Source organism: Elizabethkingia occulta, from assembly GCF_002023715.1.
Classification (GTDB): Bacteria; Bacteroidota; Bacteroidia; order Flavobacteriales; family Weeksellaceae; genus Elizabethkingia; species Elizabethkingia occulta.
This window is the reverse complement of record NZ_MAHX01000021.1, coordinates 52998-70688: the sequence shown is the minus strand read 5'-3', so window position 1 is coordinate 70688 and position 17691 is coordinate 52998. Positions and strand designations below refer to the sequence as shown.

Annotated in this window: 16 protein-coding genes; 1 reads left to right on the top strand and 15 read right to left on the bottom strand. The window is 35.0% G+C overall.

Features of this window, described 5'->3' with window-relative positions:
- Positions 1 to 246: 246 nt before the first annotated feature.
- Positions 247 to 654: a type VI secretion system tube protein TssD gene (tssD, locus tag BAZ10_RS17380; protein WP_078773107.1), complete on the top strand. Its 408-nt coding sequence runs from the start codon at positions 247 to 249 to the stop codon at positions 652 to 654.
- Positions 655 to 704: 50 nt separating this feature from the next.
- On the opposite strand, the gene BAZ10_RS17375 is transcribed toward tssD (BAZ10_RS17380), so the two are convergent.
- The 15 genes from BAZ10_RS17375 to BAZ10_RS17305 form a co-directional block, all read right to left on the bottom strand.
- A complete protein-coding gene (locus BAZ10_RS17375; protein ID WP_078773106.1) occupies positions 705 to 3197 on the bottom strand; it encodes an ATP-dependent Clp protease ATP-binding subunit in 2493 nt (830 codons plus the stop codon).
- 135 nt (positions 3198 to 3332) lie between these two features.
- On the bottom strand, positions 3333 to 4691 hold the full coding sequence (locus BAZ10_RS17370) for a DUF5458 family protein (protein ID WP_078773105.1): 1359 nt from the start codon (positions 4689 to 4691) through the stop codon (positions 3333 to 3335).
- Between the two features lie 27 nt (positions 4692 to 4718).
- A complete protein-coding gene (locus BAZ10_RS17365) occupies positions 4719 to 5261 on the bottom strand; it encodes a type VI secretion system contractile sheath small subunit (RefSeq protein ID WP_078773104.1) in 543 nt (180 codons plus the stop codon).
- A 52-nt stretch (positions 5262 to 5313) separates the two neighbouring features.
- Positions 5314 to 6459, bottom strand: a complete 1146-nt coding sequence (locus tag BAZ10_RS17360) for a hypothetical protein (protein WP_078773103.1) — start codon at positions 6457 to 6459, stop codon at positions 5314 to 5316.
- Between the two features lie 9 nt (positions 6460 to 6468).
- On the bottom strand, positions 6469 to 7389 hold the full coding sequence (locus tag BAZ10_RS17355; RefSeq protein ID WP_078773102.1) for a TssN family type VI secretion system protein: 921 nt from the start codon (positions 7387 to 7389) through the stop codon (positions 6469 to 6471).
- Between the two features lie 54 nt (positions 7390 to 7443).
- Positions 7444 to 8388 carry a type VI secretion system baseplate subunit TssG gene (locus BAZ10_RS17350; protein ID WP_078773101.1) on the bottom strand — a complete coding sequence of 315 codons (945 nt, stop codon included), beginning with the start codon at positions 8386 to 8388 and terminating at the stop codon, positions 7444 to 7446.
- 20 nt (positions 8389 to 8408) lie between these two features.
- A complete protein-coding gene (locus tag BAZ10_RS17345) occupies positions 8409 to 10289 on the bottom strand; it encodes a type VI secretion system baseplate subunit TssF (RefSeq protein WP_078773100.1) in 1881 nt (626 codons plus the stop codon).
- A gap of 19 nt (positions 10290 to 10308) precedes the next feature.
- Positions 10309 to 10749 carry a GPW/gp25 family protein gene (locus BAZ10_RS17340; RefSeq protein WP_034870016.1) on the bottom strand — a complete coding sequence of 147 codons (441 nt, stop codon included), beginning with the start codon at positions 10747 to 10749 and terminating at the stop codon, positions 10309 to 10311.
- A 74-nt stretch (positions 10750 to 10823) separates the two neighbouring features.
- Positions 10824 to 11702 carry a lytic transglycosylase domain-containing protein gene (locus BAZ10_RS17335; RefSeq protein WP_245803855.1) on the bottom strand — a complete coding sequence of 293 codons (879 nt, stop codon included), beginning with the start codon at positions 11700 to 11702 and terminating at the stop codon, positions 10824 to 10826.
- 54 nt (positions 11703 to 11756) lie between these two features.
- Entirely contained in the window at positions 11757 to 12164 is a 408-nt protein-coding gene (tssD, locus tag BAZ10_RS17330) for a type VI secretion system tube protein TssD (RefSeq protein WP_078773098.1), read from the bottom strand.
- Positions 12165 to 12285: 121 nt separating this feature from the next.
- Entirely contained in the window at positions 12286 to 14652 is a 2367-nt protein-coding gene (gene tssR / locus BAZ10_RS17325) for a type VI secretion system protein TssR domain-containing protein (protein ID WP_078773097.1), read from the bottom strand.
- Between the two features lie 25 nt (positions 14653 to 14677).
- The gene (locus BAZ10_RS17320; RefSeq protein WP_078773096.1) at positions 14678 to 15592 is read right to left on the bottom strand and encodes a PKD domain-containing protein; all 915 of its coding nucleotides are present in this window, start codon (positions 15590 to 15592) and stop codon (positions 14678 to 14680) included.
- A 16-nt stretch (positions 15593 to 15608) separates the two neighbouring features.
- Positions 15609 to 16136, bottom strand: coding sequence for a type VI secretion system TssO (gene tssO / locus BAZ10_RS17315; RefSeq protein WP_024566860.1), 528 nt, complete (start codon positions 16134 to 16136; stop codon positions 15609 to 15611).
- Positions 16137 to 16146: 10 nt separating this feature from the next.
- A complete protein-coding gene (tssO, locus tag BAZ10_RS17310; RefSeq protein WP_078773095.1) occupies positions 16147 to 16689 on the bottom strand; it encodes a type VI secretion system TssO in 543 nt (180 codons plus the stop codon).
- A gap of 19 nt (positions 16690 to 16708) precedes the next feature.
- On the bottom strand, positions 16709 to 17380 hold the full coding sequence (locus BAZ10_RS17305; protein WP_065083400.1) for a response regulator transcription factor: 672 nt from the start codon (positions 17378 to 17380) through the stop codon (positions 16709 to 16711).
- Positions 17381 to 17691: the final 311 nt, after the last annotated feature.

The following is a 17691-nucleotide window of genomic DNA, read 5'->3' as shown; positions in this document are numbered from 1 at the left end:
ATTTTTATTTTTCTATTGAAGAATTGATAATTTCGTTATCTACAAAATATACTTCTCCAATGTACTAAACAAATGTACTTTTTTTGAAAATCATATAAAATCGTAGAATTACTACAATTTCAATATTTTCCGAATTTATTGATTTTCAAATGATAAAAGCCTTATATCTTTGACTTATCAGAAATGAAAGTTGAGTATAACACTGAAATAAAAATATCAATCTTTAACTATTAAATACTAGAAATTATGGCTGCTAACAATTCAAGAGCTATCTTAAAATTCAACAACGGTACTGACCAAAAAGTATTAAAACTTAACTACAGCGTTGCACGTTCTACTGACGTTTCTGGCAGAGTGGCTTCTGACCCTTCTAATGCAATTATCAAAATTACTGTTGAAGCGACTGAAAAATCCGACATCATCGAATCTCTATTGAATGGTAAATACAAACCAACTACAGGGGAAGTTACATTCAACAAGTCTCATGAAGAAGGAACCCTTATCAAACTTAACTGGGAGAACGGGTATGTAATCCAACACGAAGTTGACTTTGATGCTATAGACAGCAATAACATGTTGGTAAGCTTCGTTATCAGTGCTGAGAAAATCACTTATGGTGGCGGTGCTTACGATGGTATCTGGCCTGTTAACTAAGATTTTCTTAAGGAAAAACAAAAATCAGCGGAACCAAGGTTCCGCTTTTTTTATATTTGGTCTTTTATTTCCCAGTTTAATGTTTCAGATTCTGTAGACCAGTCAACTTTAATGATCTGGCCAGCCTTCACCTCTTCCCTTACAATCTTTTTGGATATTGGACGTGCAAGCTGAGTACGAATTACCCCTGATATTTGTCTGGCTCCATATCTGCTGCTAAAACCATTAACAGCTAAATGGTGTACTGCATTATCCGAAATTTCAAAATCAATACCCAATCTGGTAAGAGACTGAATCAGAGATTTTAACTGAATTCTAAAGATCCGTTCTGCCACCTGTTCTGTAATTGGTGCAAAAGGAATAATCTCGGTAATACGTGCTAAAAATTCCGGACGGAACTTCCCTGAATCGGACATTATCTGCATAAGCGTTTTAGATTCCGGTGTTATACCCTCTTCAAATTTCCTTACAATCTCCTCACTACCAATATTCGAAGTAAAAAGAATCAATGCATTGCTAAAATCTCCTTCTTTACCTAGCTTATCATGAACTTTTCCTTCATCCATGATTTGAAGAAATACATCAAATACAGACTGATGCGCTTTTTCTATCTCGTCAAATAATACTACGGTATAAGGCTGTTGTCTGATTTTATTGACCAGCATTCCACCTTCTTCATAACCAACATAACCCGGGGGCGCTCCATATAATAATGCTGCAGAATGCTCTTCTTTAAATTCTGACATATCAAAACGAATCATAGCTTTTTCGTCATTAAAAAGAAGTTCAGCAATTGATTTGGCTAATTCTGTTTTTCCGGTACCTGTTGGACCTAGTAAGAAGAATGAACCAATAGGTTGTCCCGGTTTATTAAGACCACTTCTGTTCTCAACAATGGCATCTGATAATATCTTTAGTGCATGATCCTGTCCTACGACTCTTTTTAAGAGTAAAGACTCCATATTGATTAGCTTTTCCTTCTCCTGAGCCTGTATTTTTCCAATAGGAATTCCTGTTTTAGCAGCCATTACAGCAGCTAATTCCAGTTTACCTACTTTCTCCCGCTTTACTCCTGCATGTTGTTGAAGTTCTGTATAAGTATCCTCAATAATTTTCTTCACTTCTTCCACATTCATCGAACTGTCAACCTTATGCTGTTCGGATAAGGAACCCCATAAAATAGGACTCAACCTGTCCTGCAAAAGCCTGTAATGCCATATTAACTCGTCCAGTAAGTCTTTGTCATCTAGGTACTCTTGTTTCAATAGATGATCATATTCTTCTTTCCATTTTGCGAGTTCATTTTCAGAAAGCTCATCAAGCATTTTAATGGCGGCCATTGTTCTGTCCAATAAATCTATAGCTGCGTCTGGCAGCTTTTTTCCTTTTGCATACCTCTTTGAAAGACGCACACATTCAGAAAGTGCAGATTTTTCAACCCCAACTTTGTGATGATCTTTGTATCCGGCTAATAATACTTCTATCATTTTGATACATGTAGCATCATCCGGTTCTTCTACGAGTAAAACTTCAAAACGTCTGTTGAAGGCTCTTTCGGGCTCAATAATCTTACGGTATTCTTCCTGAGTTGTGGCTCCTATTACGGTAATCTCTCCTCTTGCAAGTTCCGGTTTTAGCAAATTAGCTACATTTCCGGCGCTGCCTCTGCTGTCTAAAAGGGCATGAATTTCATCAATAAATAAAACAGCTTTATCTATTTTTTTACATTCATTAATTACTTTTTTCAGTCGGTCTTCTATTTCTCCTTTATAAGAAGTCCCTGCCAGTAAAGCTCCGGTATCCAACTCTAAAAGAGTTGCATTTTTCAAGATTTCAGGCACATTACCTTTATTAATTTCCTGGGCAAATCCTTCTATCAAAGCAGTTTTACCAACTCCAGGTTCTCCCACAATAATAACATTGGGTTTACTTCTCCGGCAAAGAATTTCTATAAGAGTTCTTAATTCTTTATCTCGTCCGATAATATGATCTAATTTCCCCTGGGCTGCTTCCAGAGTTTTATCTATGCAGTAATTATTTATGGAAGGAAAAGATTGTTTTTCGTAGGAAGGAAAGTTCGTTACATCATCTCCATTTCCCTGAGAATCTATTTTATTTCCGCGATAATGGTTTAATATTTCGTGTTCCCGAAGCGGAAGTGATTTTAGTTCCTGTGTGTCATAAACAACATGCGGCTTTACTATACTGGCTAAAACACAAACCGGAGTAACCTCATCCAGTCCTAGCTTTATACGAATATCATCGGCCTGAGATAGAATCTCGTTTACATGATCTGCCGCTTCAACTTCTTGCGGCAAATGAGCCGTTTTGGGATAATCCTCGATCCGGACATCTGCCCAGTCATATAAATATCCGGGATCTTTTTCAATACTTTGTAAAAATTCGCGAAGTCCTATATCCTGATGCACAGAGGCCTGCAAAAGGTGCGGAGCTCCATAAGTAGAATTATAATTTTCTCTGGCAATAGACTGGGCTATATGAAATAACTGTTTAACAGTTTCATTTGAAATTAATACACTCATTTATATTTTATTGATTTGATGTGGTGTGTCTTCCGGAAAGAAATAAAATTCAGGATATTTCTTCCATCGGAAAAAAGAGAGGAACCTCATGTTTTATTATGAAATCCCTCTTCAATATTATAATTTTTCAGCTATTTATTCCTGTGTATATTGAGCATCCCACTCATTACCATCATCTCCTTTATGACCATCCAGCTTAATCACGAAGCTCTTGGTCGGGAAATAAGGTGTTAAGCGGATATCCAGCCATACACGGTCTTTATTTACTTTATCCTGCTCGAATCTTACGATTTTAAAGTTTTCAATAAGCTTATCAGCTCCTTTAATACCATCTAAGAAAGCAACAATCTGCTTACGAAGATCATCTTCATTTCTTGGGGTCCAGTTCTCAAAAGCTCTTCTGTTTAAGAAATCTAAAAGTACTTTCGTTACATAATCGAATACTCTTACTACCGAATACGTCTGAAGCCCGATATTATCTCCTGTAAACAACGTTTTAGCAGAGAAAGCCATAATCTTTCCATACTCGTTTACCATAGGAACCAATCCCATTTTTTCTAACTGAGAGATCTCGCTTTTCTTCAAATCGAATTTAACAGCATCTACCTCATTGATATTACCGTGTTTTTTACCTGCAGCTACCTGAGACATTAATGTTCTATGGATTTTACCTGCCAGGGAAGTAGATGGCGGAAGATCTACGTTTTCTTCTTCTCCTACTTCTTCTGCCTTTCCTCTGCCGACAAGCCAGTTACATGTCATGATAACATTACTTCTGTGAAGTTCACCACCAGTAAGATTAGCAGAATGGAAAAGATCTACTACATCATCTGGCTTATCTAAATTGGCAAAATCCGTTACCATCATAACTTTGTTCTCATTGCATATTTTAGCCCACTTTTCAACTACTTTATTTGATCCCAGATATCCCGGAATTGCCAAAATAGAATAGTTATCTCTTAGATCCAATCTATCGTAGTTTTGTTTAAACTCATCTGCAATAGCATCAATAAATAACGGATTATCCAGATCCTTCATCTGCTCTAATGAAGCATTTACAATGCTTACATTGTCTACTTTATCCAGTTCTGTATTTTTATAAAATTGTGCTACGGTACGGTATGATGTTTCAAGATCTCTTACAGAGTCCAAAGTATTTTTAAGATTATGCTTTAGATTATGTTCAGCGGCATTAGCTTTATTTTTAGCAGATTCAGCCATTTTTTCAGCTGAAGATTCACCTTCTAAAAGACTCACCCAAAGATTGATTTTTTGTAATAAGTCTTTTCTTTCTTTGTCTTTATTTTCATCATTTAAGAAGATCTCTTTTCTTGCCTTTCTTGTAGGGTTCATATTAGCAATGCCGTCAATAACGGTTTCTACAAATCCAAATCCGCCTACTTTATTCAATTCATTTAGCGGGTTACTCTTTGCTCCGGAATGTTGCTGCTGTTGACTTTCCTGCTGTGGTGCCGCCTGTGGTTTATTTTCCATAATTATGTTATTTGATTTGATGAAAAACTATTTTTCAAGTTCTTTTGCTACTTCTTTTAAAACTTCTACAAAAGCTGCTTTTGTCTGCTCGTTTTCCAGCATATTGCGAAGAATTTTATTATTCTTCAACTGACGCAGGATCTTGTTATACTGCTCTTGTTCAATACTAAGCTGTTGCAGGTACTGAGAATTCTGGGTTAAACTTTTAGGGGTAAAATCACCTAAAGTCTGAAAACGAAATTCTTCATCAACAAATGATCCGTCTTCTTTTTCATGTTGTACAGAAACAGAAGGTTGAAAATGTCTGAAAACATCTTCTATTGTTTTTAGTCCCCTTACAACCTCAGGGACCATAGATTCATCCGAAGTTAACTGACTCACTAACAGGGATCTGTTTTCCTGTATCTCTTGAATTGCTTCATTGGCATCTACTTTAATCTCATTTCCGCCGACACCGTAATTATACATTGCCATATTTGATGTTTTTTTATTATTAATTGTTATCTTATCATCTTGTTTTTCAAAGAGATTACTAAACAACTTCTTAAAGTTAGAAAAAAAATTAGACATGCTTTATTAAAAGTTTTTCTAAAACGGAAGAATGTAATCCCTATTTATTATTTTAATCCAGTACACTCCATCCTGTTTTAGGATCGGTATTGGACCTAATTTCCTGCTCGGTTACAATAATATTTTCTTTTCTCTGCCCGATATAATCCAGCTCACTCAGCTTTCCAAAAACAGTTTCCAGACAGTTTAAAAGCGACTGAATATTTCTTAAATATTCTCCACAATTATAATGGTCATAGTTGATTTCGGAAACTGTAGTAATCTGACCCAAGAAAGTATGCGGTGCAACTTCACTCCACTCCAGGCTATAATTCAGCATTTCTTCTAATTCAGCATTCGGAATCATCTGTGTAGCATTGTATAAATGCAAGGCTGTTTTCGAAAAAACATCAATAAGGTAAATCGGAGGTTGCTCCGGAACTAAGTTTTTAAAGCTGAAATAATTATCTGCAAGGGCATTGATAAGTTTTGTACAAAGTGCCCTTACATTATTGGCTAATGCCGTATTCTGATCTTTGTGTGAAGATTTCTGAATAATCTTAAATGCATACTGCTGAAGATTGGATACCGATCTAACATAACTCTGATAATAATCTACCAATCTCTGATGACTTTGAAGAGAGGTTGATGGTGGAATAAAGCTGCTGTCGATCTGGGCAAAATTGGCTCTGAAATTAACTTTTCCAAGTACGATATAATTTCCACCCGCCAGATTATTATTCAGTGCTGCTACATCCACCATTTCTATATTATAGTTAGGCATGGAATAAGGGTGACGCGGCGGTATTTCTTCTGGATCGATTTCACCGAAAGGAACTTTGTTAAACGGATTTACAGATATCAGAATATAATAATCACCATCAATACTATCTTCAGCTGAGCTAAGATTTTTAGCCAGACTTCTGATATTCATATTGAAATCCTTTATTTCAATTCTGTAACCAGCCAGGGTTATTGCATTACAATTTTTAATAACCAGCTGGGCATCGTTGGTTGCTGTACTGTAAATTTCGAAAACGGTTTTCTCAGAGAATTGCCCTGTCATAGGCAATAGTCCATAATTGAAATTATTAATTTGTAAGGAATTAGAGTCCCTAATACTATCTATAATGAAATTGTCCTGCTCGTTAAGGTGCATTTGGGAGACCTTCATCCCATCCACCCAATTGATGGCATTGTGTTTAATTGGTTGTATCATTTGGTGCTGTTATTTAGCTTCACTTATTACTAATTTTTCCTTTTCACCTTCTTCCTGGTGTTGTATTACTCTTTTACATATAACGACCTGATTTTCGGATATCTTATTCGAAGAAATATCTTTTTCAAAATCAATATATTTTCTCGAGCTAAAGAAAGATTTCTTGATATAGAAAATCCAGTAATAGGAATTGTTATTATAATCCATTAGCTGAATTTTGGAGTTAGGATTTTTATGGTTGTAATCATCTACTACTCTAAAGAACCATTCTCCATAAGTAATACCGGTTGGCAGTGTCTTGGCTTTTATTCTGAAACGTTGTTGATCCTCCAGATTTTTGCTCAGCTCTACGTTGAGTACCATTAGCTTATCAAAGTCCACTCCCTGAAAATTGAATGGCTTTTCATCCGGATTATATCTCCAAGTTTTATAGATGTCAAATGGAATACTGATAAAGGAAATATAGCAGTAATAGAAAAGTAACGGAATAACAAAAGAGACTATACTCGTTGCTGCCATAAATGGATTTCCAAGTCCTGTACTAATCCATTTAAAAATTAATACAAAAAGATAACCTCCAAAGGCTATACAGGTGATACTAAGAACACAGTCGAAAATTATGCTTCTTGTTGTAGAAGTGAAATGCTTTCTGAAATAATGATGTAATAAATTAACATGCAAAATACCCAGTCCCAGAAAGACAAGCTGTGCGCCTAAATACCAGTAAGGATTAAAAAGGTTTCCGGTAAATCCGAAAAAACCGGGGATCGCCAGAATAAGTCCGCTCAGCAGCACATAAACAATAATATGTTTTAGTTTAATTGCAGGAGTATTCTTCCTTATAATGCCCATTATAAACATCATAATAACAGCAAACAGCGGCATCAAAATATACCTTAAAAAAACACCTTTGATAGAGGTTAACTCCATAATAAACAATAATTTTCTTTTATATACATAGTAAATGTAACACTTTTATCTGAGCTATAAAAAGGTTGAATAACCCAGTCTATTCAATTCATTATCAACACTTAAAACAAATGATTCATCTTTTTTTTCTGTAATGAAATTTTCAAATATTTTTACCGAAACCGGAGTGAAAAAATCATACAATTCTCTTAATAGTTCTCTAAAGGAACTTCCCGGAATATAGCGGTGTATTTCATCATAGGGAATTGTTCCTATATTGATCATCCAATTGCGATCCCCGTCCATATGCTTCCCGGTAGGAATGAATGTAACTCCCAAGCGGGCATTACCTAATGCTGTTACACCTTCTTTATCATCTTGTTCTTCCACAACATTGGGTAAAAAACTAATATTGACAGGAACATTCAGAAATGCACTTAAAAATTTCTCAATCCAGTTTTTATTGCCTCTTACCTCATGAATAAACGGAAGAATATGCACGAGTATTTTAGCAGACTTCAAATCTATCTTTCTTAGCACAGGCCATAGTTCACAAGCAAATTCTAAAAGCGCATTATTTTTGTTTTCCGCATCAAATTCTGATTCTTTAAGCAATGCACTTACATGGGTATAGAAAAACTCTAATTCAAAAGGCTGAAAAAATTTTCTGGCGTCATCTTCAACTGCTTTTTGCTTTCTTATTTCCCTTACAACACTATCGATATTTGTACTGGATGCTCCTAATGAAGGTGGATGAAAGATTCCCTCTGGTAAATAGTCATATATTCCTTCTCGGTAGGTTTCTATAATTATATTTTCTTCGTCCAAATCATAGGAAGAAGAAGTAATCCCTTTAATATCTTTTAAATAAGCTCTGTCATTAAGCCCTATACGTTTAATGTAAATATTTGCCTGAGAATCATAGTATTTAAGAATATTTGCCGCAACAGCTTCTACCCTGAAGTCTGTTTGCAGCTGATTGTATTTTCTATCCGTAAATGAGCCATCACCATTTAACATAAATCCTCTTGTTTTTTAAGTTAAATTTCTACTGAGGAGCCTTCCTCTATTTTTACACGATAAATTACGCCGTCTATTGCCCGCATTTTAATACTATTCATTAAAACGATTGCTTGATTGTCCCAATAATTTTTTCCGTAAAAAGCATAATTCTCAGCAACAATACTAACATCAATAGTTTTTACAAATCCTTCTTTTGGCTTGTCACTTATAATGGTTCCACGACTAACTTTTATAGATTTAAGCTCATCTTTCATCACCATTTGGCAATAAGCTTTTATATCCTCTATTGATACGATCTTATCTCTTGTCATCAGCGCATAGCGATAAGCCTGAATGCTGTCCGATCCTTTTTGTTCCAGCTCTCCACCAGTACTCTCCGTTAAAAATGTAATGCTTTTTGCTTTTTGCTGAGAATTGAGAGTGGTACCAGGTCTGATGTGGTTGGCTAAAGCACAATGGGTAATCCAGAATGCTGCATATGTATGCACTGAAGATTCAATTGGTTCTATAATTACATAGTTCACATCTTCTACCAGGTCTTTATCAGCATTCTCAACTTTTTTAATCATCCCCTTCATCTTATCCGACATTTCTCCCAGAAGGTCTCTAAGCTTATCTCTATTGAAAACAGAAAATGCAGCAACTTCATCACGCGTAAGCTCCAGTACATTCACCATTAAATCTACGGCATTGCGATTACTAAACCTTTCCATACCACCTTTTCTTACGGTATAAAGTCCTTTGCTAAGATGATCATTGGGTGTAAAAGGAATTTCTTCATATTTCTTTCCTTCTCCGTCTACCACCTCTTCCACATAAAGAAAGTACTCGCCTACTCCTGTTTCCAAAGGGATATTGTTTCCCATGATATCGAGAATGTATTCTGTTTTTTTCCATCCTCTGTTATAAACCGGAAAAGCATTAAGCGCAAAAGAGAAATTATCCAGAATCTGATCTGTAAATTGGGGTGGGAATTCAAAAGTCAGCCAAAGGAAATTATTGTCATTAATAAGCTGATCAAGCGCAGGAGCCTGACCTTTAAGATAGCCTAATTCAAATGGGAAATAACCTGGCTGAAGCTTTAGATCATCATGAATACCTTCAACTTCAATAAATTTTGAATTGTATATTTTTTTAATATCCTCCGTCACTTTGTAGCGGATAGACTGTTCTTTAAAAACTTCTTCAAAGCCCTCATATTTGCGCTGATCAGTATAACTTAATCCCGGATTAATACTAAGTGGTTTGCCATTACTGGTTACTTTTACATACGGCAGAAGCCTGTATACATAATCAATATGTTCAAAAGCAGTATTTGCACAGAAAAGACTCAGCTTTTCAGGAAGCCTGCCCGCATTATATTGGGAAACGTTAATTCCGATGCTTATTTTTCTAAAATCCTCAATACGGTTATTTATTCTGCATATAGGCGTTCTGTTAAGATTCTCATCGAATGCATAACAGGTATTTCCTACAATCATCGCACCTACCTGAGCTTTTATGGTTCTGATATTGTCTACAGGTGTAAAAGGAACATCTACCTGCTTATCAGACTGTGTTTTGCTAAATGAATTGATACTTTTCTTAAAGAAAAACTCGGTGTAATCCATTACATATTCTAAATCCTCTTCCGGAGTATAGAATGCGATTGCATGTGCCGGTACTGGATGGGTATACTTGGTAGGCGTAAGCATTCTTGCCAGCCTTTCCAGAAGTCTGCTATTTACATTCTGAATTTCATTATTAGCTTTGAAGACTTCTGTACTGAAAGCATCTATCAATAATTTTACAAAAGGATCCAGAGACTGGATACTTTTTACCCCCCAAAGTTTTGTTGCGTTCTGCAACATCCTGGCTTTAATTGTTTCTTTAGAATAAATATTTTGGTCTAGGTGCATTGGTGTGGTGTATAAGTTTTTAATCGATTGACATCGGACTTAAAAATAATTCAGTAGCAAAATTGAACTGTTCTCCTGTAGCTTCAAGTTTCGCATTAATAGCAATTTTAACTTTTTTCTTTATCTCTGTAAAGTTTCGGGTATCATAATTATGCTCTACAAAAACAATGTGCGCTTTAATCTGAGGGTTTACCAGCCTGTGTTCATAATCCGAGATTTGCCTTTTGAGGCTGTTGATAAACACATTTTCCCAAACCGCCGAAGAAATACCATTATCGAACTCTACATTCCATACATCGTTACCATAATTTTCGTCGTATCGGTTCTCACCTTTTTTGGTAATAATTAACAACATAATATTCTGTGCTATACTTTCTGCTATATCACAAGTTTCTATACTGCCATTCTCTGTCATCAATGCAGAGGGATTAAAGGGGAATCTGTAATTAATGCCTTCCATTGCTATTTTAATAAACATAAAACTCCATTAAATTATAACATTTAATCGAGTTTTGCTATAAATAAAATCTTTTTTTACTTCGTTAAAGAGAGCCTTAGAATCTTATTTCTGTTTGCCTCGAATCTTCCCATTTGTTCTGCAGGAAGATAAAAATTAACCTCTTGTTTTTCGTTTAAATTCTTTTCAATATTAGGATTCCAGTAAAGAAGATCCTCTAATTTAATACCTAAAAATTGTGCAATAGTTGCCAAGTCATAGCCTGAATTGATCGTTGTTTTTAAAAGCGATGAATCAACAGGCTGTTCTTCTGTATTGTTTTGTGGTTCCGTATTATTATCTGCAACTCTCGCTCTAAGCTTAGTTGCATTAGCAGAACCACCTGGCAAAAGCTCATCCAGCTCGCCTGTTACATAACAAGCGTTGATATACTTTCTGATCGCATTGGTGGTTTCATCCGGCAGATAGATGTAATAATCTGCATAATTTTTGGATCCCGCCTTTTCCATAGCTTTTGCTACATTGGCTTCACCACAGCTATAAGCTGCCAAAACACTAATCCAGTCTTTATATTTTCGGTGGAGGTTAGACAGAGAATTTAAAGCTACCTGAGTGCTTTTATAAATATCTGAACGATCGCTTTCGCGTAATCCATAATAGTTAGCATGAGCTGGCATAATTTGCCATATCCCTACAGCACCTGTAGAAGAAACTCTTGTTCTGTCGAATCCTGATTCTAAAAGAGGAAGATTTCTTAAATGCTTAGGTAACTTTCTCTGAGCAAGACTATGCTCTATAAAGTCGACAATTTCTCTGTTAGCATTTATTGTACTCTTTATCCTCATTGCATGAGCATCGGAAGTATCGGTAACTGTTAAAACCTGTGCCGTAGCATTTCTGCCAGAAAACATAAGTATAGTTACGCAAGCTAATAATTTGCAAAAGTTTAAGTTCATATCTTGTGAAATATAACCGCTGAAACTTATTATCCCAACGATCTGGTGTTTTACTTAATTTCCCGGCCACATGCCATCATAGGATGACCCGCCATAATTAATCTTTTCGGCGCTTACAACGAAGGTGATATGCATGTTATTATCATTGAATGCATTAAAGTCTACTTCATGCTGGATTACATAACCGTTTTCCCAATTAAGCCTAATAAGGGTTCCTTCCTCATGTGCTTTATTGAAAGTAACCTCACCAGTTGTAGGCTTATATTTATTATTAAGTAAACTTTCCAGAACATGAGCGCTTTCTCCTGCTTCTATTGTAATCTTAACCAACGCGTTAGAAGCATCAGATGCTACTCTTCCGGATACATCTGTAGAGCGTTGTACGCTATAGTTTAGTTTCAATACTTTCTGTGCTTCTCCTCCATTAAACTTGAGCACACCTCTGGAATTATTCACTGCCATAATTTCAATACTTTTAAAAGAAAATTTTCGTTATTATCAAAAATAATATTCTGTTATCAGAGTAAATTGCCCCTTTAGGAAAAATTTACAAATTGTAGTAATTCTACTACTGTCCAATTCATTAAGATTTTGTTCTGTCGGTAACAAAAGGCATAAAATATTCATTCAGCCAATAGAACGTTGTTCCGTTCTGAATCACCTTATACTTTGGGTTATTCTTATTCTCCAACAACCTATTGGACAGTACTTTATAATTCCTGAAATAGGTCTGTACCGTTTCTCTGCCTATTATTTTTTTATCTTTCCAACGCTCCAGATTAATTTCAGACATCATAACCTCATCAGAATTATCCATACCTGTACTTTTAGCAACCGCTACTCTCATTGGCTGACTGTAAATTTTATTCGTATCAAATTCATCCAAAGTAGGATTATTCTCTTTTAATAACTTTACATAACGTGATATTGCTCTTTTCTGATTAAAATCTTTACTATCAGGATTTGTTTCCTTATATATCTTATCATAGAAGTTTTTAAGCTGGTCATACTCTTGTTCAGAAACCAATATTCCCTTCTCTATTCCCGGATTATTTTTTCTCATGTCAACAGGAAGGTATCCTGAAGCAACTGTCGGATAATCATAAGTAACCAATTGTGATGCAAAAGAAGTCGGAAGCGGATTGGGAACATCCTGAAACATAAATGCATATCTACCGTCAACAGTAGTCTTAGCAGATCCTACAGCAGACTTAAAATAAGCTGTTAAAGATTTATCTGTGATTTTATTTTCATCTGTAACCTGCGTTACCAAGGTATCCATTGCCTTAATGAGAAGCGAATTGCTATTGTCTTCTCTTTTCTTTGGATAGATCACAAATCCCTGCGTCATACTATTCTTAGGATAGTCTAAGGAATAAATCCCCAAATCGCCTTCGATGAAGTTAAAGTTATTTTTGTTGAGAATAAGACTCTGATCAGCTACTTTCTCTTTATTGAGTTCTGTAATATTCTGTGCAGTTGTTGTTACAATATTCTGTGCCAATAATACAAAATCATTGTAGGCATCAGAAGACCTGGACTGCGTTTGGTATGCAAGTAACTTAGCCCTCGCCTTAGAAATAAATCTAATAGCACTCGATGTATTCATCCCGGAAGAAGCTGTAGAACCTATTAAAACTATTAAATTGGTTTCGTCCGGAACTGTACTAAGCAATTGTCCGGCTGTACTAAGCGCCTCGTTTACAGGCTGTCCTCCTATTCCTTCACAACGCATTTCCATTGTTTTATCATCTATGTATTTAAAAATACCGTTGTAATCACTGGAAAGTACAGATGCAATAACATTAGGTCCGCAGGTATTATTTTTATATAGAACAGCACTGTATTTTACATCTTTGTAGTAAGACAGCTTCTGCATTTTAAGTTGGATATCCTGAATCACGGACTTAGCAATTGGAGCATAAGCTCTGTTCTCAGCACTGATATCTATAGCAAATACAATATTCAGATTTTTATTTCTTTTGGTAATTTCTTTATACCTTTTGAATGGGAGTTTCTCACCTAGTACATTGAAAATATAATTCTGACTGTAGTCAAATGCATTGGTAAAATACTTGGTTGTATTTTTATTTAATGTGGTAGAAGTTGGGAATATATTTTCTATTTCACTTCTGTTAGCAGCATCTGCAATAGGGACTATAGGCTTCTCGTCCGTATACTCCGGAAGTGCACTATAGATACCAAAAAGCGGAAATTTGCTATAATCAGCTTTTCTGTCCAGTCTTATTGCCGAGCGCTCCCCCCATGTAGAGATCATATTGGCACTTACCCAACCATAGATATCTTTATCAATACTATCCATGTTAATTTTCGGAGATTTCCCTACCAGATATCCTTTATTATCAGCTGCTTTTTTATATACATAAACAAGCTCTCCAATAGGAATCTTTTTCTTTACAGGATCCGAAAGATTAGGAGAAGAATAAACTACAGCAGAGTCATTTTTAATATAAGTCCCTGTATTTTTAACCACATCTGCATTCCCCGGTACAATAGCCGCTTTCATAATAAATCCGGATGTACGGTCTCTTAAAGCGCTATTCCACAATAATAGATTATCCTCTGATATCCATCCGTAAGATTTTACAGATTTTGCAGGAAGCTTCTTCATCAGAGCATCAGCATTATATTCTGCTACTTTAACTAGTTTACTAGACTTATTGTAGTCTACTACCATAAGAGGCTCCAGAAATTTAATTTCCTTAGGAGATTCATTCTTTTCTTTCTTTAAAAAAGCAGTATTCTTTGATCTGTCGGAGAAAGTTATCCATGGCAGAGGTTCTTTAGGATATCCGTTAATGACCATATTCTGCTCAATACCTCCATAATAATCCGGTGCAGGTGTTTTTACTGAAGGTACTCTGACCTGACATCCTGTAACCAGTAAAGCAGATCCTAAAATGTATAGTGTAGATTTGGTGTTTTTCATTACTCGTCTTTTAATTTTTCACAAACTATTTACTCTGTGTCACTTCCAGTTTAATAATACATTTCTGATTATTATCAAACGTTGATTTCACCTCCTGGATAATATTATTTTTGTCAAACTGCAACCCTGTTGTATAATAATAATAGTTCTTAGGCTTTCCATTATTTACAATCATTACAGTATTGTCGTTGTTACAGAAATAGGTCTTTAGCAGATAATTATAATTGCTATTGAAATTATTGCCATCAGCTATTTGTTGTAGTGTTCTCTTGATATCATCATCAATGTCGCTGTATGTATCATCGATTGAAGATAGATCCTGTTCCAGCTGCTCATTGGGATTATAAGCAGGTAATATTCTGATCTGATGAACAATAGGCTGTGGATTGTCATCCGTAAGTAATGTAACTGTATAGTTACCTGGCTTTTTATAAGAGTAAATTGCCATTTTATCTTTGGAATCTATATTCCCTGATTCCCCAAATCTCCATGAAAATGTTTTGGCATTTGGTGCCACTGCTCTAAAGACTACATTTTCTAACTGTAAAGCCTGAGTTTGTGCATCAATTCTACTTTCCTCCGGAGCCAAAACCGGACGGACAACAGATGAAACCAGGATTGGGAATGTCTTTGTATATTTGTTATCTATTGTAAGCTTTACCTCATAAAAACCAGGCTTGGTATACATATGAATTCCCTTGTTTTTCTCGGAAACTTTACCATCACCAAAATCCCATTGCTTGGTTTTAGCATTCAGCGTTTTATCTTCAAATCTAAGAGAGTCACCTAAACTTAAATTTGCGGGAAATACAGCAGCTACAATATTTTCCGAACTATTCACCGATTTTCTTTGTAACCAGATTGCAATTAATGAAGCAACCAGTAAGGTAGAAATAACAGCAATAATTATATTCTTTTTATTTTTTTGAAAGTAGTTCATTTTTCAATATTTGTTTCTAGTTTCTGTTACTTATGATTTGGGCATTTTTTCTCTGCTTTATTTGTTGCTGCATATCCTTCATCCCTATTGTGCATTCTTCATACTGCTTGGTGAATGTTTTCACATTCTCATTCTTTTTTACAATGATCTTTTTATCATCGTAATACATCTTATAAAATTTTGCAATCTGAGCATAGTTATCTTTTCTGGCATCGACAGAGGTAATATCCGAAAATGCGTTTTTGATATCATTAATATCATATTTCAGCTCATTTTCCTCAACAGGCTGCTGATTTTCGCTTGACAATTTTTTCAGCTTAATAAATGTACTGTCTATTGTAGGCTGTATTGCCTGCTGGCGGTTATTGAAAATAGATTTCTCCTGCAATGTCTTTATAGCTAAAGCATCGGAATGAGTGAAAGGGGATTCCAGTTTATTTAAGAAAATAATACCTAAAAAAACAACTGCTAATAAAAGCATACCAAAGAGATAAACGAAATAATACCTCTTTTCTTTTTTGGATAAAGTAACCTGAAACTGCATTTTTTCTATCTTATCTTATTGATCTTGGTTTTCTTCTAGGCCCTACTTTTGGCACATCGTTTAATATCTTACTGGTAACAATATTTAATCGTCCCTGACATTCCTGCAGATTATTAAGCGCCGCTCTTTCTTCTAATGAAGCAGAAATAAGCTTGTCTTTAAGTGAGACCATCTCATTGATGTTTTTCAGTAAAGAAGCATATTGCTTAAACTCTTTTACACTGTCTTTTCCCATGATATTTTTACAGTCATGGATATCCTCTACAATGTTGTCTCTTAAGAATTCGTCATTTTGAACTTTGTCATTAGCTATCATCGACATTTTGGAATAAATGCCTTCCATTTTAGATTGTAGTAATTCGTTTTTGTTCAGTATATTTTTGTAGTTCTCTACTTCTTTCTGAATATTTTCTTTTTGGTACTCACTGCTTTTAAAAAATAAAAAAACAGAGAGGAATGAGAATCCCGAAAGGAACAGAAAAGAGAAAATGAACTTCCATATTCCCTTGTTTACATCCTTTCTGTTTAGCTTTTCCTGGCCTGAAGAAATCATTTGTTTATTTTTTAATTAATTAAATGCTGGTGTTATAATAGCCACTCTCTACACAGAAACGCACAAGATCCAACTTGCTTTTTAGCCCAAGCTTTTCAGTCAATCGTTTGATATAAGTATCAACTGTTCTTGTACTAAGATTCATTCTCTCACCAATATCCTTGTTACTATAGCCTTCATAACAAAGTTTAATCATCTGTATTTCGGACAGAGACAAATCCTGCTGACTTTTCTTTTGGCGTTCCATATAATCCTGTACCTCCAGCATTTGTTGTGACCATTCCTGGCGATAATCTTCAAAATCTACTTTTTTAGATAAAATACTATTCCTGAGGATATCTCTTATCACTATGCTGTTTTTCTGACAGTAATAGGTATTGGGTATTTCGGATACTATAGCATCCATATCATTCTGATAAGTTGCCGAGTAGGTAATAATAGGAGTCGTTTTATTCGTTTGCCGAATAAACTTTATAGCTTCCAGCCCACTTAGAATGGGCATGTATAAATTAATTAAAAAAACATCTTCTTGCTTGCGATAGAGTCTAGAGATAAGTTCGTGACCGTTATTACAGTCATTAACCACTCTATAAAAAGGGTTCTCCAAGAGCATTTTTAATAAAAACTGCTTGAAGTAAAAGTCACTATCAGCAATAGAAAATCGAATAACGCTGTTAGAGTTATTTTCCATGTATCGTGTTTGGTGTAGCGACTAAAGTATAAAAACTTTTATAAATCAGGAAATAAAAATTAAAAATCCTATGTTAACAATAGTTTAAACCAATAACCAACATAAGTTTTTAAATGTGAGCCTTTAATATTAAAACTCACTAATTCTTGATTTACAATAAAATATACGTTATGTAAAGTTTTAATTTATTTTTCTTCAAAATACTATTCGGCGAATAACAATTTAAAATTGTTTGAAAATTCCAATTTGGGATTTGAAAGAAGATATAAGCTGTAAATTCCCATGATTAGGCAGAATTAAGAAAAATGGCA